Consider the following 21,983-nt stretch of genomic DNA (forward strand, 5'->3'; position numbering starts at 1 on the left):
AAAACTAGTGTACTGTAAGCAACAAAAATATCCATAATAAAAAAATGACCTAAAAACGAAAAGTTTCTAGATCATTTTCACTGACAAATCTCAATGGATAACATTGGGAATAACCTTCTCTGAAACGAGCTGCTCCGAAATTTGCACCCATTTATTTTTATTCTCGATAGGTGCATCCTTATCAACAGGTGTTTGGAATTGGCTAAAGCCGGTTGGGTCGAGTAGGCTACCTTCATCATAATCTAAGCCAACATTCGCAACGTGCTTGATAATATAAGGCTTATCGAAGCAGATTACGGTGTCGTAGGCGTCGAGCATCCCTTCTGTCACAGTAAACGGGATGCGCAAATAAATCGTGTCCCCATTTTCGCCCCAAATTTTCGTATCAAAGCTACCGTTGTCAAAATCCCAGTTACCACCTATTGTAAAGCCGTATTGTTCTATGCGATCGCGTAAATAGCCAAAGTGAGCATGCATGCCTATTATTTCTGAGTCGAATTGTAACAACTCTATCCCACCTTTCGTTTTTTCAACAAGAGTGTGTCCGAAATGGAAGTAAAATATACGACAATTGGAAATGAAAAACAGCCTCACTCTATTAGCAGAGTGAAGCCAAAGTCCTTACTATTTTGAATCTTCATTGATCCAAACCTCGCCATCCTTATACACCATTTGCTCTGGGTAGCGAAGGTTAATAACACTTTCTTGATTTTCCTGCGATGGCGGTTTCGTCATTAGAGATACAACGATATTGGCAGTAAATGCTGCAAGAGCTCCGAATACACCAGCACCAGTATCGATAATACCGAAAAGTGTAAAGCCGCCATATTTTGCAGCGATAATGTAGGCTAATGTGACAGTTAAGCCAGTGATTAATCCTGCAATAACCCCTTGTGCATTAGAACGCTTCCACCAAACACCGAGCACTAAAGCAGGGAAGAAGGTTCCAGTTGCTAGTGCAAATGCCCACGCAACGATTTGTGTAATAACCCCTGGAGGATTTAAGGCAATAATACCTGCTAGGAAGGTTGCCACAATAATGGAAATACGTGCGACTAGTAGACGCTGCTTTTCTGTTGAGTCAGGCTTTAACACACGGTAGTAAATATCATGAGCAAAGGAGGAAGAAATCGAAATCATTAATCCGCCTGCTGTTGATAAAGCCGCCGCCATGGCACCCGCTGCAACAAGCCCGATAACGAACATCCCTAAATTAGCGATTTCTGGTGTCGCCATAACGACAATATCATTCGCAATAATTAGCTCTTTCCATTGAAGAATCCCGTCGCTATTGCCATCTGCAATTTGTAGCTTTCCAGTGTCAATCCATGAACTTGTCCAAGCAGGAAGCTCCGAAATTTTCTGACCAGCAACCTTTGTCATTAAAATAAAGCGAGAAAATGCCGCATAAGCAGGTGCACTAAAGTATAGTAAGCCGATGAATAATAATGCCCAAGCGCCTGACCATCTAGCGGCCTTCATCGTTGAAACAGTATAAAAGCGAACGATTACATGTGGAAGACCAGCTGTTCCGGCCATTAACGTAAACATAAGTGCAAGGAATTGCCACTTTGTACCATTAGTAAATGGTGCAAAGTACTCTGAAACACCAAGCTCCCGATCGAGCTCACCAATTTTCCCAACAAACTCACCATAGGAGATCCAAGGCATTGGATTTCCTGTAATTTGAAGCGACATAAAAATTACAGGAACAAGATATGCAGTAATTAACACAAGATATTGTGCTACCTGTGTCCACGTAATACCTTTCATTCCACCGAATGCTGCGTAAAAGGCGATTAACACAACGCCAATCATTGTTCCTAGTCTAGCATCAATCTCGAATAGTCGCCCAATTACTACACCAGAACCAGATAATTGTCCAATAGAATAAGTGAAGCTAATAATAATCGTACAAATCGCGGCTATTACGAGTGCCGCTTTACTTTGGAAGCGATCTCCGATAAATTCCGGTACTGTATAGCGACCCGATTTTCGAAGCTGTGGTGCTAGTAGGAAGGTTAATAATAAATAACCGCCTGTCCAACCCATAATGTATGCTAAGCCGTCATAGCCAAGTAGCATAATTGTGCCGGCCATCCCGATGAAGGATGCGGCACTCATCCAGTCAGCCCCGATTGCCATTCCGTTGAAAATTGGTGGTACGCCGCGTCCAGCAACATAGAAATCAGATGTTGCCTTTGCCTTGTTAAATAGTGCAATCCATATATATAAGCCAAATGTAGCTAAAATAATAACTAAAGATACGATAAATTGTGTATCCAACTACGATCCCCCTTTTATATTTAGTAACTCTTTAGTGATCTATGCTGTTGCTCGCGCCAATTTCCTCATTTTTCTTTTCATCAATGCCGTATTTTTTATCAATTTTGTCCCCGACGATGGCATTAACAAAAAGTAAAATAATAAATACCGCTAACGCCCCCTGTGCTCCCATAAAGTAATGGAACGGGAATCCGTTAATGTAGACATCACTGAGAGACTCTGCGAAAAATACAACACCATATGAAACAGTTGCCCAAACAATAAAGTAAAGAATCATGTACGTGTTTTTTTCACGAAAATAAGCATCGGCCTTACTTTTATCAATTTTTTTCACATTTTCACCCCTATCTAAGTGTTTAAAAATTGTGGTTTTCGGACAGACAATTACTATTTATTTGAGAGCTAATCCTCCTTTTTACGTGTAGGTTGAAGGTATTTATGTTAACTTTGCTTCTCGCTGGAAGACAAAGATAACGTATTGCTAGAGTGGAAACAGTACACCGTACCATGAGATGCCCCTCCATTCATGAATCTACTGTAGGCTGAAAATAAATTTAACTGTGTCTAGTATTGGAGCAGGAACAAGGATAATTTGGATGATAAAATACGCAATCATAATGAACACAGGAAGTAGTAATAATGAGAATTTTTTCTGCTTCAGGGCAAAGAATAAACAGAGACCAGTTACTAATAGAAAGATGTATATAATGGTGAATCTCTCCTTTGTAAGCGTTTTTGCGATTTTTTTAACTTTATGTTTAAGACTTCGGCAATATTAGTATTTAACAGGAAAAAATGTTATTGATTATGGAGAATTTATTTTTGTGTTAATAACATAGCGGTAGTGAAAAGTAATAGAAAAGGCATTTGTTCGAAGGGAATGAGAGTGAAAACAAAAAAATCCAAAAAGTGTTCGAACACTTTTTGGATAGCATTTATAAATTAGTCATCATGATCATCGTCATCATCGTCGTTATCGTTATCGCGGTCATCATCATCATGATCGTCGTCATCATAATCGTCATCTACATCTTTTTCGAAGCTTAAAATGGCGCCAGTTGTTGCATGGATATCGAATTCATACTCTGTATTGCCATTCTTGATTTCGATTTCGTATACTTTAACGCCGTCATCGCTTTCTAGCTTAGCCTTTGTAACGGTGCCGCTTGCATGTTGCTGTGCAATTGCGATAGCCTGTGCCTTTGTTAGAAGTGAAGCTGTTGCTGGCTTTGATTGCTGCTGAGTTGTTTGTGTATTTTTATTCTCGTTTGGTTTATTCTCATTCGATTGGGTAGTCCCTTGACCTGTTGCCGATTGCCCGCCAGCGGTTTGGTTCGTTGATGTGGAAGCTTGGTTACCTGCAGCTGCCTGTTGTTCATTTGAAGAGTTACCCTTATCATCATCTTTATCTTCTACTACCCCTGTAGCTTGAGTTTGGGAAGTTGCCTCTTTTATCTTTTCGCGCTCAGTAATAACAGCTTTCCCAGTCATTGCATCTACCTCGATCTCCGCTTTTTCTGTTTTGCTTACGATTTCAAAGTCATAGTGAGGTATTTTGTCATCATGATCATATTCAAACTCAACGATTTTACCTTCGAATACTTTTAGAGCACTCGCTTTTGCCTCAGATGCTGTAATAGCTGCAGACTTTTCAGCAGAAGAAAAAATTTCAGTTTGTGCAATAGCGTAACCACCGATAATACCTAAAAATACAGTTGGAATAATAAACATTTTTTTCATATCGTTTTCTCTCCTTTGTTGTTGTTACTCTTATTATAAAAAAGGAAAATGAAAACAATCTGTGAGAAACATTAGAATTTGATGAGAAAATTAATCATCAAACGAAACAGAAAGTATTTTTCCTGTGACAGCATGAATTTGTAGTACTGCCTCCTCTTCTTCGCCATCGATTTCTACTAAATAATAGCCGCCATCAGATGTACTATAATACTGTATATCTTCTATTTCACCTTGAATTTGCTTTTTAGCAATGGTGATAATCTGCCCTTCTGTTAAGGTGACGGGCTTTTGACTAGGTGGCGGAGTAGTAGGCTTTTCAGTCTTATTTTGATTTGGCTTCGCTGGACTTGTTGGGTGTTCTGTCTCAGTGTTCTTGTCTTTATCATCCGGCTGAGATGGTGCATTATTTGGCTCGTTTACTGGTGTCTCTTCATTACTGACAGCAGCATCGGGTTTCTTATAAATAAGGTCTAGCTCTGAAAAACGACCGTTTGCGGCATCGACCATTACCTCATACGTAGCCTTTCCTGATGAAAAGGTAACAGCGTAGGCTTCCCCTTTTTTTATAATTGCTTCGACCTTGCCACCATAAAGTGATTCAACACGAGAAACAATTTCCTTTTGATTTAAGGACGTCTCGGCTGTAATATTTCCTATAGCAAGGATGAGAAAATAGACGAATATAAGGAGCACAATACTGGATAAGATTACTTTTCGTTTATTGATCATTGCCTCTCCTCCGCTTTGGTAAGGTAATAGTTACCGTTGTTCCCTCGCCCACCTTACTGTTAAAAGTAACCTCAGCCTCTAATAAATCAGCCAGCTGTTTTGCGATAGATAGTCCAAGCCCTGTTCCACCTGTCTTTCGGTTTCGATCTTTATTGACACGATAAAAGCGCTCAAATAAAAGAGGTAAATCCTCTTCAGGAATACCGACTCCGTAATCAGTTATAGCAATTTGATCCTTATCACCACTAGTGAGTTGCACCTCAATCGGAGAATCACTATATTTTCGGGCGTTATCTAAAAAAATAAATAGTAATTGCTTTAGCTTCCCTTCATCCGAAACAATCGTTACTGGGGTATCGGAAATGATAATTTTTACACCATACGCCTGCTGCATGCTACGTGCAATATCGGCTAGTAAATCATTTAAGGAAAAAGAGGACCATTCCATTTTTGTATGCTCACTAGCCTTCGCAAGCTGTAGCATTTGCTCCATCATCCGCTTCATATTCTCAGTTTCCTTTGTAATCGCACCTAGCGCCTCTAGATTAACAGCCTCATTTTGAAAGCCACGGCGTTTTAAAAGCTTTGCATAGCTTTCAATTACAGTAAGAGGTGTTTTTAATTCATGAGAGGCATTTCCAATAAACTGCTGCTGCTTTTCGTGATTATCCTGGAGCTGACACATTAACGTATTATAGGTTGTGGTCATTTCAGCAATTTCATCTCGGTTGCCACCTCGTAGGTCAATTCTTTCAAAGCTAGACTCCTCGATGTTTTTTTGCATCGTTTTCGTTAAGCTTTGAATCGGTACGACAATTAAGCGTACGAGGAGCGAGCTTGCTAAATAAATAGGCGCCATTGCAAGTAGCGTCATCACGATAAGAATCCATTTTAAAAGCTCGATATTTTTGGCGATATCGGGTAGAGGCTGAATAAGCTCAAGCGTTACTACGTCATGATTAGGCCAAATAATCGGGTACCCCATAGCGATAACGGGTGTGTCCTTCCACATCGATACGGTATAGGCTTCCCCCTTACTTACCTTATAAGGAATTTTTTCGGCAGTAGCTGTTGCTTGAACGTCGATCAACGGTTTATCTGAGCTATTATTCATTACACGAAGCCTCCCGTCAGACGGAATATAGGCTCGAAAAAGAGTAACGATGCCTTCATCCGTTTCTAGAGCGCTTACAGCAGCTAATAGCTCATCTCCCTGATTGATTAATTGTGCATATTCAGTTTCATATGCCAAATCCTTGTATAAAAAATAAATACCAGAATAGCTACTAACTAGAATAATCAATGTCAAAAGAGTAGAGAGAAGATTGACTTTTGTTTTAAGTCTCATTTTTCGACTCCTTCAATACGTAGCCAACTCCCCGAACAGTATGAAGGAGCGGCGTGCCAACGGAATCAATTTTTTGACGAAGATAACGGATATAAACATCTACTACATTCGTATCTCCATAATAATCATAGCCCCATACGGCATCTAATAGCTGCTCGCGAGATTGGACATTTCGTGGATGTTTCATAAAATGCAGCAATAAATCATACTCTCGAGGAGTTAATTCAATATAATGATCGCCACGTTTTACCTCACGAGTATCCCCATTAACTGAAACATCTGCAAATGTTAGCTCATTTGAGGAGGCGGGTGTTACTTTAACAGAGAATCGAAGTGCTACTCGAATTCTTGCTAACAGCTCCTCAAATTCAAATGGTTTTGTAATATAATCATTTGCACCGAGATCAAGTCCAGCAACCTTATCCTTTACATCGTCCTTTGCTGTTAATAATATGACGGGTGTCATCCGCTCATCCTTCCGAATGCGTGATAGCACTTCAAGTCCATTCATTTCGGGTAGCATAATATCTAGCAAAACTAAGTCCCATTGCTCTTCACGATAGGCGATTAAACCTTCTGTACCAGTATGGGCCATTTTCGTCACATAGCCTTCAAATTCAAGCTCTAGCTGAAGAACTCGAGCGATTTGCGGCTCATCCTCTATAATTAAAATTCGGTGTGTCACATTCTCACCATCCAAGTTTTTCTTCTATCGTAGAATATTTGTAGAGGAAAAAGCAACTGTCGATAAAAGAATGCTAGGCAAACGGAATGAATTTTGTTAACGTTGTGTGATAAGCCTTTTTGGCGGTAGAAAGGAAGTACAATGAACAGTTTATATGAAAACAAGAATAAAATTATTATTCCCTTTTTAATGGCGGCCTTTATTGGGCTATTAAATGAAACGGCGCTCAATATGGCGTTTGTTCAATTGGGGAACGATTTTGGGAAAGAAACCTCTACGATTCAATGGCTTACGACTGGCTACCTATTAACGTTAGGCATATTAGTGCCTGTCTCCGCCTTTTTAATGCAGCGCTTTACGACGAGACAGCTTTTTATCGCGTCCTTACTCTTTTCAATTAGTGGTACTATAATTGCTGCAATAGCACCAATCTTTTCGATATTATTCCTTGGTCGAATTGTGCAAGCGATCGGTGCGGCGATTATTATTCCGCTGATGATGAATGTTATATTGCTCGTCTATCCTATTAATAAGCGCGGTGCAGCGATGGGGAAAATTGGTCTCGTTATTATATTTGCACCTGCAATCGGACCTACATTGGCAGGGGTTGTGCTAGATCGTCTCAGCTGGCATTGGATTTTCTGGCTCTGCTTACCGTTTTTAATCATTGCTTTACTTGTAGGGCTTCGATTTGTCGGCAATGTGAATGACGTGCAAAAAGTGAAATTTGATGTGCTTTCAATGCTGCTGTCCACAATCGGGTTTGGTGGTATTGTTTATGGCTTTAGTATTTCCGGGGAGCTCGGGACGTTTTTCGTGACGGAAGTAATCGTTGTCGTTCTTGTAGGGGCGGTAGCACTCGTGCTTTTCGGTATCCGCCAAATGAAAATGGATACACCGATGCTCAACCTACGTGTATTTCAGTATCCGATGTACGCGATTGCACTTGTGATTTTATTAATTGGTATGATGACAATCCTATCGACGATGGTGCTCTTACCAATTTACTTGCAAAAGGTATTATTATTAGCGCCGGTCGTGGCAGGTCTTGTGCTGCTACCAGGTGGTGTCATCAATGCATTTATGTCGGTTGTGGCAGGCAATCTTTTTGATAAATATGGCCCGACAAAAATGGTGCCTGGTGGACTAGTGATGGTGCTTATTAGTTTACTTGTGCTGCGCGGCATCGATGAGGCAACTTCTCCGTATTTAATTGTGGGAATGCATATTCTTTTGTTTGTCGGTCTTTCACTCGTGATGATGCCTGCACAAACGAACGGATTAAACCAACTTCCAAGAGAGCTCTATCCAGATGGCTCAGCGATTATGAATACGTTACAGCAAGTAGCTGGAGCGATCGGAACAGCAGTTGCAGTAACGATTATGTCGATTACCGCGAATGCAAGCTCTAGTACGGATTCACTCCATGGAATGGTACACGGTGTACAAAATTCAATTACGTTCGGACTAATAATTGCAGCAATCGCATTCTTGTTATCGTTCTTTATTAAAAATGTGAGGGAAGAGTAATTAGAAAAGAACAGTCTATAATATTACTTTTCATTTTGTATTTTCGTGCTATAATCGAGTGCAAGATGAATAAATCCTTCGGGGTCGGGTGAAATTCCCAATCGGCGGTGATGAATGCTACTATTCTAAGCCCGCGAGCCGTAAAAGGCAGGATTTGGTGCGAATCCAAAGCCGACAGTATAGTCTGGATGAGAGAAGGATGCGATTAGTAATAGGATTCTTTTGAAAAATTATTTTTCAAAGGCTTTTTTGCTATACTCGTATACTTATAAACCCCGGTAGATCTTATCTGCTGGGGTTTCTTTGTTGTAAAAGAAAGGATAAATTCTTGGAATTTGAGCAGTGTCTAGCTCCAGCGCCCAGCCCCTCGAGGTCGCTTCATCCCCTCGGTCGAAAGCTGAAGGGATGCTTTCGATTCGGGGCTGCAAGCAGCTGTCGGGGCTAAGCAGGGCGCTTCCGCTTTTCTTATTCATTAACTTAATATTGTTTTCCTTCGGGGTCGGGTGAAATTCCCAATCGGCGGTGATGAATGCTACTATTCTAAGCCCGCGAGCCGTAAAAGGCAGGATTTGGTGCGAATCCAAAGCCGACAGTATAGTCTGGATGGGAGAAGGAAATGGTAAAGTCTTTGAAAATTTATGTTGAAAAGGCTTATTTCGTAACGCCATTTTATTAAAATTCTCTAGCCCCTTAGTGATCGTACTAAGGGGTTTTTCTTATCTATATCAAGGAAATGGAGGTGAGGGTATGTTCACAGGTATTGTGGAGGAATTAGGAAAAATTAAGGTTATTCAGAATGGACAGGACAGCATGCGGCTCACAATCGAATCGAAAATAACTCTCGAGGATATTCATCTTGGTGACAGCATTGCAGTGAATGGAGTCTGTTTAACAGTGACAAATTTTTCTAAGGATCATTTTCTAGTAGATGTTATGCCAGAAACCGTAAAATCAACGAGCATCAGGGAATTACAGATTGGTGATGCTGTTAATTTGGAGCGAGCGATGGCAGCGAATGGACGCTTTGGTGGCCATTTTGTATCGGGGCATGTGGACAGTGTCGGCACGATTTTGCGAAAAAGAAAGGTCGCCAATGCTGTTTATATCGACATTAGCATAGGTGAGGAGCTGAGCAAATATTGCATAAAAAAAGGCTCCGTCACAATCGATGGAATAAGCTTGACGATTTTTGATATTAGTCCGACAAAGCTGACGGTCTCACTCATTCCACATACGTATAGTGAAACAGTACTCGGCATTAAAAATGAGGGGCAACTTGTAAACATCGAAAATGATTTATTAGGTAAGTATGTGATTCATCATTTAGAGCAACGAGCGAGTATGCCGACGATTACAATGGATTTTCTAAAAGAAAACGGATTTTAACAGGATCTAAGGTGGGGTATAAGATGTTTCATAGGATAGAAGAAGCAATCGAGAATTTGAAGGCAGGAAAAGTGATAATCGTAGTTGATGACGAGGACCGAGAAAATGAAGGGGACTTTGTTGTCTTAGCTCAACATGCTACGCCGGAGAACATTAATTTTATGGCGATACATGGGCGTGGGTTAATTTGCACACCGATTACAAAGGAATTGGCTCAGCATCTGTCCTTACATCCAATGGTGGCGCAAAACACAGATAATCATGAGACAGCATTTACAGTAAGCATTGATTATAAAACGACGGATACAGGCATTAGTGCATTCGAGCGCTCTGAAACGATTCTACGTTTACTAGACCCGAATGTTGTAAGCTCAGATTTTCGTAGACCAGGTCATGTATTCCCACTCATTGCAAAAGACAATGGGGTTCTAGAGCGGCAGGGGCATACAGAGGCTGCAGTTGATTTAGCGGTACTTTCTGGTTCTAGTCCAGCGGGTGTTATTTGTGAAATTATGAATGATGACGGGACAATGGCGAGAGTGCCTCAGCTCGTTGAAATTGCAAAGGTGCACGGATTAAAGATGATTACAATTGCTGATTTAGTTCGATATCGGAATGACAAGATACAACTTATTCAATTTCATAAGTAGTTTTCCTAAGCGGAATCACGAACATTTTAGTGGAGCGGAAGGCGGCTCGGTGCTTGCCCGCGGAACGCGTCCGCCTGTAGCGTAACGATACGAATAATCGATTTTAAATCTTTGTAGGGTTCGTATTTGATGATGAAAACATGATTAATGGAATTGACTTTGTACTAGCACTACAAAAATAAACAGTAGGAGAGAAAACGATGGGACAAATATTTGAAGCACAATTAATAGGCACGGATTTAAAAATCGGCATTGCAGTAGGGAGATTCAATGAATTCATTACGAGCAAACTATTAAGTGGGGCAATAGATGGCTTAAAGCGTCACGGCGTAGCGGAGGGAAATATTGATATTGCATGGGTACCCGGTGCCTTTGAAGTGCCATTTATTGCAAAAAAAATGGCGGAAGCAAAGAAATACGACGCAATCATTGGCTTAGGAACGGTTATTCGCGGTTCAACAACACATTATGATTATGTATGTAACGAGACGGCAAAGGGGATTGCAAGTGTTGGTCTAACAACAGGTGTTCCGGTTATTTTCGGTATTGTCACAACAGAGACAATCGAGCAGGCAATTGAACGAGCAGGAACAAAGGCAGGAAACAAAGGCTATGATTCCGCTGTTTCTGCTATTGAAATGGCTAATTTAAGCCGTATATTTGAGTAAAGAGTTGGGAATCGGGCGATTAATCTTCGCTCGATTTTTTTCATCTTGGAGGATAGGCTCGCTAGTTTAACCTATTTGTGTTTTTAGAATAAAACGCTTCCAAAAAGTTGTAAAGCAAGGTCATTTCACGCTATAGTAAAAATAAGTAAAATAATAGCCTTGCAACGGGAGATTATTCATCAGGAACAACATAAGCTTAGTGACTACTTTCTAGTAGGAGGTGAAGTCTTACTTTATTGAAGTAAGACGATTGATTGACCGTATTGAAACTTACGATTTTTGTTGTGCTACTTGCATTGACCGCGTTTTTTGTCGCCACGGAATTTGCGATTGTTAAGGTACGCGCGTCTCGTATTGAGCAGCTCATTGCAGAGGGGAATCATAACGCAATCGCTGCGAAAAGAGTGACAACACACTTAGATGAATATTTATCAGCCTGTCAGTTAGGAATTACTGTTACGGCACTTGGAATTGGGATGGTCGGGGAGACGACATTTGAATTTATATTGCATCCTTTATTCGAAATCATTGGACTTAGCAAAGACTATATACATATTTTCACTATTGGCGCAGCATTTGCTATTGCAACCTTTCTTCACGTGGTCGTTGGAGAGCTCGCACCAAAAACAATTGCGATTCAAAAGGCAGAAGAAGTTACCCTTGCCTTTTCAAAGCCAATTCAATTATTTTATAAAATCCTTTATCCCTTTATTTGGTTCCTAAATGGCTCTGCTCGTGTACTAGTCGGTATTTTTGGCATGAAGCCTGCTAGTGAGCGTGAAGTATCTCATTCCGAGGAGGAGTTACGCCTCTTGCTTGCCGAAAGCTTTAAATCTGGTGAAATTAATAAAAACGAGCTTCATTATGTAAACAATGTTTTTAAATTTGATGATAAAATCGCGCGCGAAATTATGGTGCCCCGAACAGAAATCATCGGCTTTGAAATTAATGCGTCTATTACTGAAGTGTTAACGCAAATATCAGAGGAGCGTTATACACGGTACCCAATTTTTGAAGGCGATCGCGATACCATTATTGGCTTCCTTAATATTAAGGATTTTCTAACACTCGGCTTGCGAGAACAAATTTCAGAGGAAGCGTTTAGACTAACAGATTTTATGAATCCTGTCATTAAAACGATTGAATCCACACCGATCCAAAATCTTCTACAAAAAATGCAGAAGGAACGTACGCATATGGCTATTTTGCTAGATGAATACGGTGGAACAAGCGGGCTCGTAACAGCGGAGGATATTTTAGAGGTGCTCGTCGGAGAAATTCGTGATGAGTTTGATGAGGATGAGGAGCCACCGATTCGTAAGCTTGGCGAAGGGCATTATCTTATTTATTCGAAAAGCCTGATTCAGGATATTGACGCGTTACTTGGGCTGACGCTAAATGAAGAGCATCCAGACATCGATACAATCGGAGGCTGGTATTTCACGAATGATATGGAGCTTGATACGAATCGCTTTATAGATTACGATGGCTACCGCTTTTCGATTCACGAGAAGGACGGCATGCAGCTTTATTATATTGAGGTGAGGAAAATAGTGGAGAACGAGGCGCTATAAAATACCGATTTGGGCGTTCACACAATATCGCTAGATTTCAACATTGTCATGCTACCCTATTTTTGGTATACTATACGTTGTTGTAATGTTTTCAAATGAAAGAGGTGGACGTTTTGCATACGTTATTAATGACGTTACTAATTATCGTAGCTTTAGCTTTAATCGTTATTGTTTTATTACAATCAGGTAAAAGCGCTGGTTTATCAGGGGCCATCTCTGGTGGAGCAGAACAACTTTTTGGTAAACAAAAAGCACGTGGTATGGACTTAGTTTTACACCGTATTACAATTATTTTATCTGTACTATTCTTTATTTTAGCCTTAGCGATTACGAAATTTTAAACATAGAAATGACCGCCTAACCAAATCTGGTTGGGCTTTTTCTTTGTTAAGGGAACTATTGAGAAGTCATTTAGATTAGATAATAGACTAGTTCGGGGAGATAATAGAAACTTTCTTGTCGATAATAGAAAGTTTGGGTGAATTAATAGAAACTTTCCTGTCAATAATAGAAAGTTCCGGCAAAAGCCCCGATTTTTCTAAATAATAGAAGGTTTTAATGAGATAATAGAAACTTTCATGTCGATAATAGAAAGTTTAGGTGTATTAATAGAAACTTTCCTGTCAATAATAGAAAGTTCCAGCAAAAGCCCCAATTTTTCTAAATAATAGAAGGTTTCAATGAGATAATAGAAACTTTCCTGTCGATAATAGAAAGTTTGAGCTGGTTAATAGAAAGTTTGGGCGAATTAATAGAAACTTTCATCCTGATAATAAAAACATTCATGTCGATAATAGAAACTACACCTCAAATAATAAGTCACATTGATTCTACATATTGTTATTTTTACCGATTGTTATAGTAAGATGAGGGTAACTTAGATATAACGGGGGATTGCTATGAGAAAAGCACAATCACAGCCATTTTTCTTTCAGGCGGGTAAGCGCGCTGTATTATTGCTACACGGATTTACGGGTAGCTCAGCAGATGTTCGCATGCTCGGTCGATTCCTAGAGAAAAAAGGCTACACATCACTCGCACCTCATTATAAAGGACATGGCGTTCCACCGGAGGAGCTGATCGTTTCTCATCCGGATGAATGGTGGCAAAATGCACTGGACGGTTATGACGAATTGCAGCGGGCTGGCTATGAGGAAATTGCTGTAGCGGGCTTGTCGCTTGGCGGTGTGTTTTCGTTAAAGCTTGGATTAAATAAGCCACTCAAAGGCATTATTACAATGTGTGCACCAATGACGATGAGAAGGACCGACATTATGTTTAAGGGTGTGCTGCAATATGCTAAAGAGTACAAAAAGCAAGAAGGAAAAAGTGCTGAGAGAATCGAAATAGAACTTGATGCGATTCGACAGCAGGGAATGGCGTCCTTGCCTGATTTACAGCAGCTTGTGGCCTCTGTTCGACAAGAGGTTGATATGATTTATGCACCACTCTTTGTTGTGCAGGCGACACATGATAACATTATTAATCCACAATCTGCACATATTATTTACGAAGAAGCAGAATCTATTCACAAAAGAATTAAGTGGTACGAGCATTCAGGTCATGTTATTACACTTGATAAAGAAAAGGATCAACTACATGAGGACATCTACGAGTTTTTAGAAAAGCTTGATTGGACGGTCTAAATTGTTGACATAGATACAGCCTACTTAGAGGAGGGACAACAATGGCACCAAAAAATGAATTACAACAACGCATTTTAGCGTTTATGAAGGAAGAAGATTATAAGCCGCTTACAGTTGCTGAAATCGAAGAGGTTTTCGGACTAGAGGATGCGGAGGAATTTAAAGAGCTAGTCAAAACACTTGTAAAAATGGAGGCGCAAGGACTGATTGTACGTTCGCGCTCCAATCGATACGGCTTACCAGAGCGTATGAACTTACTGCGCGGTCGCTTTATCGGGCATGCGAAGGGCTTTGGCTTTGTAGCACCTGAAGAAGAGGGCATGGATGATATTTTCATCCCGCCGCATGAAATCAACGGGGCAATCAATGGCGATACAGTATTAATTCGAGTTCTAAAAGAAACATCTGGCGATCGCCGAGAAGGAACAATTACTAAAGTTGTGGAGCGAGGCAAGACGTCATTTGTCGGGACATTCCAAGCGAACCGTGGCTTTGGCTTTGTCGTACCGGATGATAAAAAGATGAGCATGGACATTTTCGTTGCGAAGGAAGATACACTTGGCGCTGTCGATGGGCATAAAGTTGTCGTCGAGATTACAAACTGGCCTGACGATATTAAGTCAGCAACGGGCATGATTACAAAAATTTTAGGGCATAAAAATGATCCAGGTGTGGATATTTTATCTGTCCTTTATAAATACGAAATTCCACCTGAATTCCCGCAGGAGGTTGTTGATGCTGCAGGCGAGGTACCAGATTCGATTTCTGAAGAGGATATAATCGGTCGTCGTGATTTACGAAATGAAACAATTGTAACGATTGACGGCGCCGATGCAAAGGATCTAGACGATGCGGTTACAGTGACGAAAAATGGGGATGGCACATATCGACTTGGCGTTCATATTGCGGACGTTAGTTATTACGTAACACAAGGTTCGGTGCTCGATACAGAGGCATATGATCGTGCTACATCGGTGTATTTAACAGACCGTGTAATTCCGATGATTCCACATCGCCTATCGAATGGTATTTGTTCGTTAAATCCACAGGTTGACCGATTAACGCTTTCCTGTGAAATGGTGATTGATGGCGCTGGGCAAGTGGTGAGCCATGAAATTTTCCAAAGTGTCATCAATACAACGGAGCGTATGACGTATTCGGATGTGTATAAAATTTTAGAGCAGCCGGATGAAAATCCAGAGCTAATGGAGCGCTATAAGGAGCTTGTGCCAATGTTCCACAACATGGCGGAGCTTGCTGGGGTCCTACGCAATAAACGAATGGCGCGCGGAGCAGTTGATTTTGACTTTAAAGAATCAAAAGTTTTAGTAAATGAAGATGGCTGGCCAACAGATATCGTACTTCGTGAGCGTACAGTAGCAGAGCGCTTAATCGAGGAATTCATGCTTGCAGCGAATGAAACGGTGGCAGAGCATTTCCACTGGATGGAGCTGCCGTTCCTATACCGAATTCACGAGGATCCAAAGCCGGAAAAATTACAACGCTTCTTCGAGTTTGTAACGAACTTCGGTCTTGTCATTAAAGGAACAGGGAATTCTGTTCATCCAAAGGCGCTGCAGGAAATTATTCGCTCGATTGAAGGCTTACCAGAGGAGCCAGTTATTTCGACGATGCTGCTTCGTTCTCTGCAGCAGGCGAAATATTATCCAGAATCCTTAGGGCACTTCGGTTTATCGACAGACTTCTACACACACTTTACATCACCAATTCGTCGTTATCCGGATTTAATTGTGCACCGATTAATTCGTACGTATTTAATTAATGGCGATACATCGAAGGAAACGGTTGTGCAATGGAGCTCGGTAATGGATGAAATCGGGGAGCATACGTCAGAACGTGAGCGTCGTGCAGTTGATGCTGAGCGTGATACGGATGCAATGAAAAAGGCACAATTTATGTCTGATAAAATCGGTGAAGAATTCGAGGGAATGGTATCTTCCATTACAAACTTCGGGATTTTCGTTGAGCTACCAAATACGGTCGAGGGCTTAGTGCATATTAGCAATATGACCGATGACTATTACCGCTTTGAGGAGCGTATGATGGTGATGGTTGGTGAGCGCACAGGTCGCCAATTCCGTATTGGAGATGAAGTGAAGGTTCGTGTAGCGAATGTTGTGATTGAGGAATCTTCTATTGACTTTGAAATTGTAGGCATGATCGAATCATTCGGCAGCCGTCCACGAAAAGTCGCGCCGAAAGTAATCGTAGCTGGTCGTAGCGAAAAACGCCGAAGCGAGCGCACGGGTGAACGCCGCGATTCTCGATCGAAGGGTGATAAAGATCGTCGTAGTGAAAAACGCAGTGACAAAACGAGCAAAGGTGGCAGCAGCGAGCGAGACCCACGAGGCCGACGCAAAGACGGCAAAGAAAAGCCAAAATTCTACGAAGGCGTAGCGAAAAAGGGTAAAAAGAAGAAAAAGAGAAAATAACTTGATCATCACCGTAAGTCGGTATTGCAATATATGTACCGCACACTACACTCCGAGCGGACGCGCATCCAGGGCATGGCTTCAGTCTCCTCGGGCCAACACGATGTTGGTCACGAAGGCGTTGCTGCTGTCGCTTTGCTTTCGCGCAGATAAATTGTCACAGGAAGTGACGATCTTAGCCTTCGCTCTTTTATCGTACCTCCGTGCGGCTGACGCTTCGCTTTCGTCGCAAATAAATTTCCTGCGGGGCCTTCAGCTCATGTGACTGCCGCTTTACTTTCGTCACAGGTAGTAACTTGCTATTCCCGCTGGAGTCGCCGCTCTACGTTACATGTGCTAGAAATTGCAAATATGTCAATCAACATGTTGAAGATATTATTAAGCGTTTGTTGATTGAAGTGGAGCCAGCGTGACTCCTTGGAGATTAGCGTCAGGGATGAGACCCCGCAACGTAGTGAGGAGGCTCATCGGACGCCCCCAGGAAAGCACGCTGGCGCAACGGAAATCAACTCCAATTTACGGTGGTGGCCCAAGTAACTTGAGATGAACAAAGTATTTTATTAAATAACAAAAAAAGCTAGAGAATAATATTCTCTAGCTACTTTTTCCGCTATAATAATGTTAATAAGCCAGACAGGGAGTTGTTGAAAATGGCTAAAGGACAAGGTAAGGTATTAGCGCAAAATAAAAAAGCAAGCCATGATTATTTTATCGAAGAAACAATTGAAGCCGGCATGGTTTTGACAGGCACTGAAATTAAATCAGTTCGTGCGAGTAAAGTGCAACTAAAGGAATCATATGTACGAGTTCGTAGCGGTGAAGCTTGGATTTGTAATATGCATATATCGCCTTTTGATCAAGGTAATCGCTTCAACCATGACCCTTTACGTGACCGTAAGCTGTTATTACATAAAAAGCAAATTGGTGAATTGGTGGGGGCTGTGAAACGTGATGGCTACACAATTGTGCCGCTAAAAATGTATATTAAAGACGGCTATGCGAAGCTTTTAATCGGCATTGCAAAAGGGAAAAAGGATTATGATAAGCGCAACGATATGCGTAAAAAAGAAGCGAAGCGTGAAATGGAACGCGTATTTAAAGACCGTAATCGATAAAAAATCCCAAAGCACAGATGAGTGAATTCTCTCTCTCATTTGTGCTTTTTTCGTTTTGAAACCGTTTTATTACGCTGTTCCAATAAAAGTAAAAAGATTGGTTATTAAGAAATTTCAGAAAACTTATTGCAGTTAGTTAGGATTCGTGATAAATTACTCTGTATTGAAATGAAGTGTAGACTTCAAAAACACGAAAAATAAAGGAGTGACTTCTTTTGCTGCCGATTAAAGAACAAATTGAAAGGCATTTTCATCAGCTATCAAAATCACAGCAAAAGGTAGCGCATGTGATTCTACGAAATCCTGCATACATTAGCACTCACTCAGCTGCAGAGGTTGGCGGGCTAGCAGGTACAAGCGAAACAACGGTTATTCGATTTTGTTATGGAATTGGGCTGTCGGGCTTTGCACAGCTGCAAAAGGAAGTCACGAAATTTTTAGTCGAGGATCATAGGAATAGCACGTTAGGCAATTATGTTTCATCGAAGGAGGCGCTTTTTAATGAGGGGGCGCTTTGCGAAAAGGTGATGCGCCAAACTAGCGCTAAAATTGTCAGAATTGCACAACAATTAGATGAGACTCTATTTAAAGAAACAACCCAAGCACTACATGATGCTCGAAAAATCTACATAGTCGGTGCTGGTGCATCACAATTTGCCGCACAGTGGCTTCAATTTACGCTCAATATGCTAAGACCGAATGTAGAGTTAATCGAAATGGAGACGAGCGCTCTAATTCGTACGTTGCAGGAAATAGACAGATCCTCACTCGTTATCATCGTTTCCTTACATCGTTATTTTAATGAGCCGCTAGAATTAGCACAGGAGCTGGTAGCACGAGGCGCGAAGGTCATTGGTATAACAGATTCCAACGTAGCCCCACTACATCAGTATACTGACTCATGCTTTGTGCTTGAGCAAACGGAGCTCTCAACAATCGACATAATGCCAGCGCTCTTGACGTTTATGAATACGTTAGTCGTTGGCATGATCGCACATGATGCTGACTATTATAATGAACAACGTGTAAAATTTGATGATTTTCAAAATAGCTTTATTGCAAATAGATGGAGATGAGTAATATGAACGACGGATTACAGGCCCGCCTTCAAAGGGAGTTTGATTATTTACATAAGCATCCTGAAATCAGCCTGCAGGAAGTGGAAACAACAAAATATATTGCGGAGCTATTGCGTGAGGTGGGACTTCACCCAATCACCTTTGAGGATATGACTGGCCTGTACGTTGATATCGGCGGGGGGGAACCGAAAGTAGGCTTCCGAACGGATATCGATGCACTATGGCAGGAGGTAGACGGGACGTTTCAAGCGAATCATTCATGCGGACATGACGGGCATATGACAATGGCCATCGGGGCTGTGCTGCTCTTAAAAGAAATGGACCTACCCGGCGCTGTTCGTATCATTTTCCAGCCAGCAGAGGAAAAGGCATGCGGCGCGAAGGCAATGCTTGAAAAGGGTGTCATCGATCCGCTCATCTATTTATTTGGTACACATGTACGTCCGCTTGTTGAATTGCAGGACGGTCATCATGCCCCGGCACTTTATCACGGAGCCGCTAAGCTTATTACCGGCACGATTACTGGCGTCGAGGCGCACGGTGCACGACCAGAGCAGGGCATTAATGCCATTGAAGTTGCGGCCGCACTTATTGATGCACTAAAGCGAATTTGGATTAGCCCAAATGAATCTGCCTCTATTAAAATGACGCAAATTCAAGCGGGTGGCACATCGACAAATATTATTCCAGGTGCTGCAACCTTTAGCATTGATGCAAGGGCGCAAAAGAATGCCACGATGGATAGAATCACAGCAGGATTCCATAAGGCAGTAGAGGCTGTTAGTACATTGTACGGAGCTAGCATTGAAACAAAGGTTGAAGCACATATTGCTGCTGCGAGGGTAGATAGCGATGCGCAGGAAATAATGAGACAGGCGATCATCGAAACGGTTGGTGAAGCGCATTGTGCTCCGGCTGTTGTCACACCAGGTGGAGAGGACTTCCACTTTTATGCGTATAATAAGCCACATTTAAAAACAACGATGCTCGGACTCGGCTGCGGCGTTACACCAGGCCTACATCATCCACAAATGACATTTAACCAGGAACAACTGCCTGTTGGAGCACAGATTATTACAAATGCAATCAGGCTAGCATACAAGAGATTAGAAGGAAGCGAAAGAGCATGATTATAAAGGAACTAATGACAATACAGGAAATGGAGCAGGTGCAGGAGCTAGAGGCGCGAGTATGGGGCATACAGCCACTCCCAACGCATCAAACATTAACAGCTGTCAAAAATGGTGGCATTGTAGTTGGTGCCTATGATGGTCAAAAACTAGTTGGCTTTAGCTATGGTTTTGCGGCATTTAAAAACGGCAAAAGCTATCTTTGCTCCCATATGCTCGGTATCGACGAAACATACCGTTCACAGCGAATCGGTGAGAGACTAAAGCTTGCACAGCGAGAAATAGCCATCGGAAAGGGCTACGATACGATGCACTGGACCTTTGACCCGCTCGAAACGCGCAACGGCTATTTAAACTTAACAAAGCTTAACGGTGTCTGTGATACGTACGTTGAAAACTGCTACGGCGAAATGCAGGACGGCTTTAATAAAGGGCTACCGTCAGATCGTTTTGAGGTGCACTGGCATTTAACATCGGACTATGTCGTGCAGCAGCAGGAGGCACTTATCGAAAATCCACAGCCGATTGCAGAGGTGAGCTGGGATGGGGACAAGCTACCATCACTAAAGCTGGCTGCCTTAGAAAATTTATCGGCACCCTCTTATTCACTGCCGGTTCCAAAAGACTTTCAAAGCTTAAAGGGAACGAGTGCAGAGCATGCTATGCATTGGCGACTACTCACACGAGAAGCATTTACAGCACTTTTCGCTCAAGGATACATAGCTGTTCGAATCGCTGTTGGGGAAAGAATGAACGACTATCTCTTTGTAAAAAAAGAAACATTAGCACTAGGAGGACAACAACATGAAAATTACTGAAATTACGATTCGTCACCTACAAATGAAGCTAAAGGCGCCATTCACGACGAGCTTTGGCACATTTACATATAAGGACTTTTTATTATTAGAGGCAAAGGACGAAAGCGGCACAATCGGCTGGGGTGAATCCGTCGCGTTCCACTCTCCTTGGTACAATGAGGAAACGCTAAAAACAAACTGGCACATGCTTGAGGATTATTTAATTCCACTTATTTTAAATCGAGACATTGGGCATCCGGACGAAGTAAATGAAATTTTTGAACCGATCCGTAAAAACAATATGGCGAAATCGACAATCGAAGGTGCCATTTGGGATATTTACGCACAGCAAACAAATCAATCGCTAGCAGCTGCACTTGGCGGTACTAAGGATAAAATCGAGGTTGGCATTAGTATTGGCATTCAAAAATCAATCGATGACTTAGTTGCACTTGTCGATGAATATGTAAATGAAGGCTATAAACGAATTAAAGTGAAAATCAAGCCAGGCTGGGATGTGGACGTCATGCGCACGCTCCGCGAAAAATTCCCGGATGTTGCAATTATGGCAGATGCGAACTCGGCATATCGCTTAGAGAATGCTGAGCTGTTAAAGCAATTAGATCAATTCAACTTAACGATGGTGGAGCAGCCGCTTGCATCGGATGATATTATCGACCATGCCACATTACAAAGACAAATGGAAACGCCAATTTGTTTAGATGAAAGTATTCATTCTTTAGAGGATGCACGTAAGGCAATTGAAATCGGCGCAACGAAAATTATTAACATTAAAATCGGTCGAGTAGGTGGCCTAACAGAGGCGAAGAAAATCCACGATTATTGCGAGTCTAAAGGGGTGCCTGTATGGTGTGGCGGCATGCTTGAGTCCGGCATTGGACGCGCACATAATGTGGCGCTAACGACGCTATCGAACTTTATCCTTCCTGGTGATACAGCAAGCTCAAATCGCTATTGGGAGAAGGATATTATCGAGCCTGAGGTTGTGGCAGAAAACGGCTATATCACGGTTCCACAAGAGGCAGGAATCGGCTATAAGGTAAACGTAGAAAAGGTCGAATCGTATACGGTGGAGAAGAAGAGTTATAAATAAGTTGAAATGAACAAGTTTTTATTCTATCTAATGAAGTGACCGTTACCTTTCGC

19 protein-coding genes, 1 pseudogene and 2 riboswitches are annotated in these 21,983 nt (G+C 41.7%); of the genes and pseudogenes, 13 read left to right on the forward strand and 7 right to left on the reverse strand.

Features of this window, described 5'->3' with window-relative positions; genetic code table 11:
* Window positions 1-90: 90 nt before the first annotated feature.
* The 7 genes from V4T18_RS08550 to V4T18_RS08580 form a co-directional block, all read right to left on the reverse strand.
* The gene (locus V4T18_RS08550; protein WP_332648671.1) at window positions 91-507 is read right to left on the reverse strand and encodes a YugN family protein; all 417 of its coding nucleotides are present in this window, start codon (window positions 505-507) and stop codon (window positions 91-93) included.
* Window positions 508-624: 117 nt separating this feature from the next.
* On the reverse strand, window positions 625-2,286 hold the full coding sequence (locus tag V4T18_RS08555; RefSeq protein WP_332648673.1) for a sodium:solute symporter family protein: 1,662 nt from the start codon (window positions 2,284-2,286) through the stop codon (window positions 625-627).
* Window positions 2,287-2,317: 31 nt separating this feature from the next.
* Window positions 2,318-2,620, reverse strand: a complete 303-nt coding sequence (locus V4T18_RS08560) for a DUF4212 domain-containing protein (RefSeq protein WP_332648675.1) — start codon at window positions 2,618-2,620, stop codon at window positions 2,318-2,320.
* Between the two features lie 608 nt (window positions 2,621-3,228).
* Window positions 3,229-4,026 (reverse strand): PepSY domain-containing protein, encoded by a 798-nt coding sequence (locus tag V4T18_RS08565; protein WP_332648677.1) that lies wholly within the window; start codon window positions 4,024-4,026, stop codon window positions 3,229-3,231.
* 90 nt (window positions 4,027-4,116) lie between these two features.
* A complete protein-coding gene (locus tag V4T18_RS08570) occupies window positions 4,117-4,755 on the reverse strand; it encodes a PepSY domain-containing protein (protein ID WP_332648678.1) in 639 nt (212 codons plus the stop codon).
* Entirely contained in the window at window positions 4,745-6,103 is a 1,359-nt protein-coding gene (locus tag V4T18_RS08575) for a sensor histidine kinase (protein WP_332648679.1), read from the reverse strand. The genes V4T18_RS08570 and V4T18_RS08575 overlap by 11 nt, the downstream gene beginning before the upstream one ends.
* Window positions 6,093-6,788, reverse strand: a complete 696-nt coding sequence (locus V4T18_RS08580; protein WP_332648681.1) for a response regulator transcription factor — start codon at window positions 6,786-6,788, stop codon at window positions 6,093-6,095. Before V4T18_RS08580 ends, V4T18_RS08575 begins: the two co-directional genes overlap by 11 nt.
* A 141-nt stretch (window positions 6,789-6,929) precedes the next feature.
* Here V4T18_RS08580 and V4T18_RS08585 point away from each other — a divergent pair, with 141 nt between their 5' ends.
* The 13 genes and pseudogenes from V4T18_RS08585 to menC all read left to right on the forward strand — a co-directional run bounded on the left by V4T18_RS08585 (window position 6,930) and on the right by menC (window position 21,930).
* Window positions 6,930-8,318, forward strand: coding sequence for a DHA2 family efflux MFS transporter permease subunit (locus V4T18_RS08585; protein ID WP_332648683.1), 1,389 nt, complete (start codon window positions 6,930-6,932; stop codon window positions 8,316-8,318).
* 70 nt (window positions 8,319-8,388) lie between these two features.
* Window positions 8,389-8,522, forward strand: a riboswitch (FMN riboswitch).
* 281 nt (window positions 8,523-8,803) lie between these two features.
* A riboswitch (FMN riboswitch) is annotated at window positions 8,804-8,937 on the forward strand.
* 128 nt (window positions 8,938-9,065) lie between these two features.
* Complete coding sequence (gene ribE / locus V4T18_RS08590; protein WP_332648684.1) at window positions 9,066-9,704, forward strand: riboflavin synthase; 639 nt, start codon at window positions 9,066-9,068, stop codon at window positions 9,702-9,704.
* A 23-nt stretch (window positions 9,705-9,727) separates the two neighbouring features.
* Window positions 9,728-10,342 (forward strand): annotated as a pseudogene (ribB, locus tag V4T18_RS08595) (3,4-dihydroxy-2-butanone-4-phosphate synthase); the annotation flags it as partial.
* 212 nt (window positions 10,343-10,554) lie between these two features.
* Window positions 10,555-11,022: a 6,7-dimethyl-8-ribityllumazine synthase gene (gene ribH, locus V4T18_RS08600; RefSeq protein WP_332648686.1), complete on the forward strand. Its 468-nt coding sequence runs from the start codon at window positions 10,555-10,557 to the stop codon at window positions 11,020-11,022.
* 254 nt (window positions 11,023-11,276) lie between these two features.
* Window positions 11,277-12,596: a hemolysin family protein gene (locus V4T18_RS08605; protein WP_332648688.1), complete on the forward strand. Its 1,320-nt coding sequence runs from the start codon at window positions 11,277-11,279 to the stop codon at window positions 12,594-12,596.
* Window positions 12,597-12,709: 113 nt separating this feature from the next.
* Window positions 12,710-12,937 carry a preprotein translocase subunit SecG gene (secG, locus tag V4T18_RS08610; RefSeq protein WP_332648690.1) on the forward strand — a complete coding sequence of 76 codons (228 nt, stop codon included), beginning with the start codon at window positions 12,710-12,712 and terminating at the stop codon, window positions 12,935-12,937.
* A 558-nt stretch (window positions 12,938-13,495) separates the two neighbouring features.
* On the forward strand, window positions 13,496-14,242 hold the full coding sequence (locus tag V4T18_RS08615; RefSeq protein WP_332648692.1) for an alpha/beta hydrolase: 747 nt from the start codon (window positions 13,496-13,498) through the stop codon (window positions 14,240-14,242).
* 41 nt (window positions 14,243-14,283) lie between these two features.
* A complete protein-coding gene (rnr, locus tag V4T18_RS08620; protein WP_332648695.1) occupies window positions 14,284-16,695 on the forward strand; it encodes a ribonuclease R in 2,412 nt (803 codons plus the stop codon).
* Window positions 16,696-17,345: 650 nt separating this feature from the next.
* Window positions 17,346-17,810 carry an SsrA-binding protein SmpB gene (gene smpB, locus V4T18_RS08625; protein WP_332648697.1) on the forward strand — a complete coding sequence of 155 codons (465 nt, stop codon included), beginning with the start codon at window positions 17,346-17,348 and terminating at the stop codon, window positions 17,808-17,810.
* Window positions 17,811-18,025: 215 nt separating this feature from the next.
* The gene (locus tag V4T18_RS08630) at window positions 18,026-18,886 is read left to right on the forward strand and encodes a MurR/RpiR family transcriptional regulator (RefSeq protein WP_332648701.1); all 861 of its coding nucleotides are present in this window, start codon (window positions 18,026-18,028) and stop codon (window positions 18,884-18,886) included.
* On the forward strand, window positions 18,883-20,019 hold the full coding sequence (locus tag V4T18_RS08635) for an amidohydrolase (RefSeq protein ID WP_332648703.1): 1,137 nt from the start codon (window positions 18,883-18,885) through the stop codon (window positions 20,017-20,019). The genes V4T18_RS08630 and V4T18_RS08635 overlap by 4 nt, the downstream gene beginning before the upstream one ends.
* On the forward strand, window positions 20,016-20,837 hold the full coding sequence (locus V4T18_RS08640) for a GNAT family N-acetyltransferase (protein ID WP_332648705.1): 822 nt from the start codon (window positions 20,016-20,018) through the stop codon (window positions 20,835-20,837). The genes V4T18_RS08635 and V4T18_RS08640 overlap by 4 nt, the downstream gene beginning before the upstream one ends.
* Window positions 20,824-21,930 carry an o-succinylbenzoate synthase gene (gene menC, locus V4T18_RS08645; protein WP_332648707.1) on the forward strand — a complete coding sequence of 369 codons (1,107 nt, stop codon included), beginning with the start codon at window positions 20,824-20,826 and terminating at the stop codon, window positions 21,928-21,930. Before V4T18_RS08640 ends, menC begins: the two co-directional genes overlap by 14 nt.
* The last annotated feature ends 53 nt before the right edge of the window (window positions 21,931-21,983 follow it).

Source organism: Lysinibacillus sp. 54212 (genome assembly GCF_036662795.1).
In the GTDB taxonomy this organism is placed as follows: domain Bacteria; phylum Bacillota; class Bacilli; order Bacillales_A; family Planococcaceae; genus Lysinibacillus_B.

What these genes read in the sequence shown, in the direction of transcription:
- V4T18_RS08565 (WP_332648677.1), bottom strand. Translation starts at nt 4,026, where the DNA reads ATGAAAAAAATGTTTATTATTCCAACTGTATTTTTAGGTATTATCGGT.
- V4T18_RS08570 (WP_332648678.1), bottom strand. Translation starts at nt 4,755, where the DNA reads ATGATCAATAAACGAAAAGTAATCTTATCCAGTATTGTGCTCCTTATA.
- V4T18_RS08575 (WP_332648679.1), bottom strand. Translation starts at nt 6,103, where the DNA reads ATGAGACTTAAAACAAAAGTCAATCTTCTCTCTACTCTTTTGACATTG.
- V4T18_RS08585 (WP_332648683.1), top strand. Translation starts at nt 6,930, where the DNA reads ATGAACAGTTTATATGAAAACAAGAATAAAATTATTATTCCCTTTTTA.
- ribE (WP_332648684.1), top strand. Translation starts at nt 9,066, where the DNA reads ATGTTCACAGGTATTGTGGAGGAATTAGGAAAAATTAAGGTTATTCAG.
- ribH (WP_332648686.1), top strand. Translation starts at nt 10,555, where the DNA reads ATGGGACAAATATTTGAAGCACAATTAATAGGCACGGATTTAAAAATC.
- V4T18_RS08615 (WP_332648692.1), top strand. Translation starts at nt 13,496, where the DNA reads ATGAGAAAAGCACAATCACAGCCATTTTTCTTTCAGGCGGGTAAGCGC.
- rnr (WP_332648695.1), top strand. Translation starts at nt 14,284, where the DNA reads ATGGCACCAAAAAATGAATTACAACAACGCATTTTAGCGTTTATGAAG.
- smpB (WP_332648697.1), top strand. Translation starts at nt 17,346, where the DNA reads ATGGCTAAAGGACAAGGTAAGGTATTAGCGCAAAATAAAAAAGCAAGC.
- V4T18_RS08635 (WP_332648703.1), top strand. Translation starts at nt 18,883, where the DNA reads ATGAGTAATATGAACGACGGATTACAGGCCCGCCTTCAAAGGGAGTTT.
- V4T18_RS08640 (WP_332648705.1), top strand. Translation starts at nt 20,016, where the DNA reads ATGATTATAAAGGAACTAATGACAATACAGGAAATGGAGCAGGTGCAG.
- menC (WP_332648707.1), top strand. Translation starts at nt 20,824, where the DNA reads ATGAAAATTACTGAAATTACGATTCGTCACCTACAAATGAAGCTAAAG.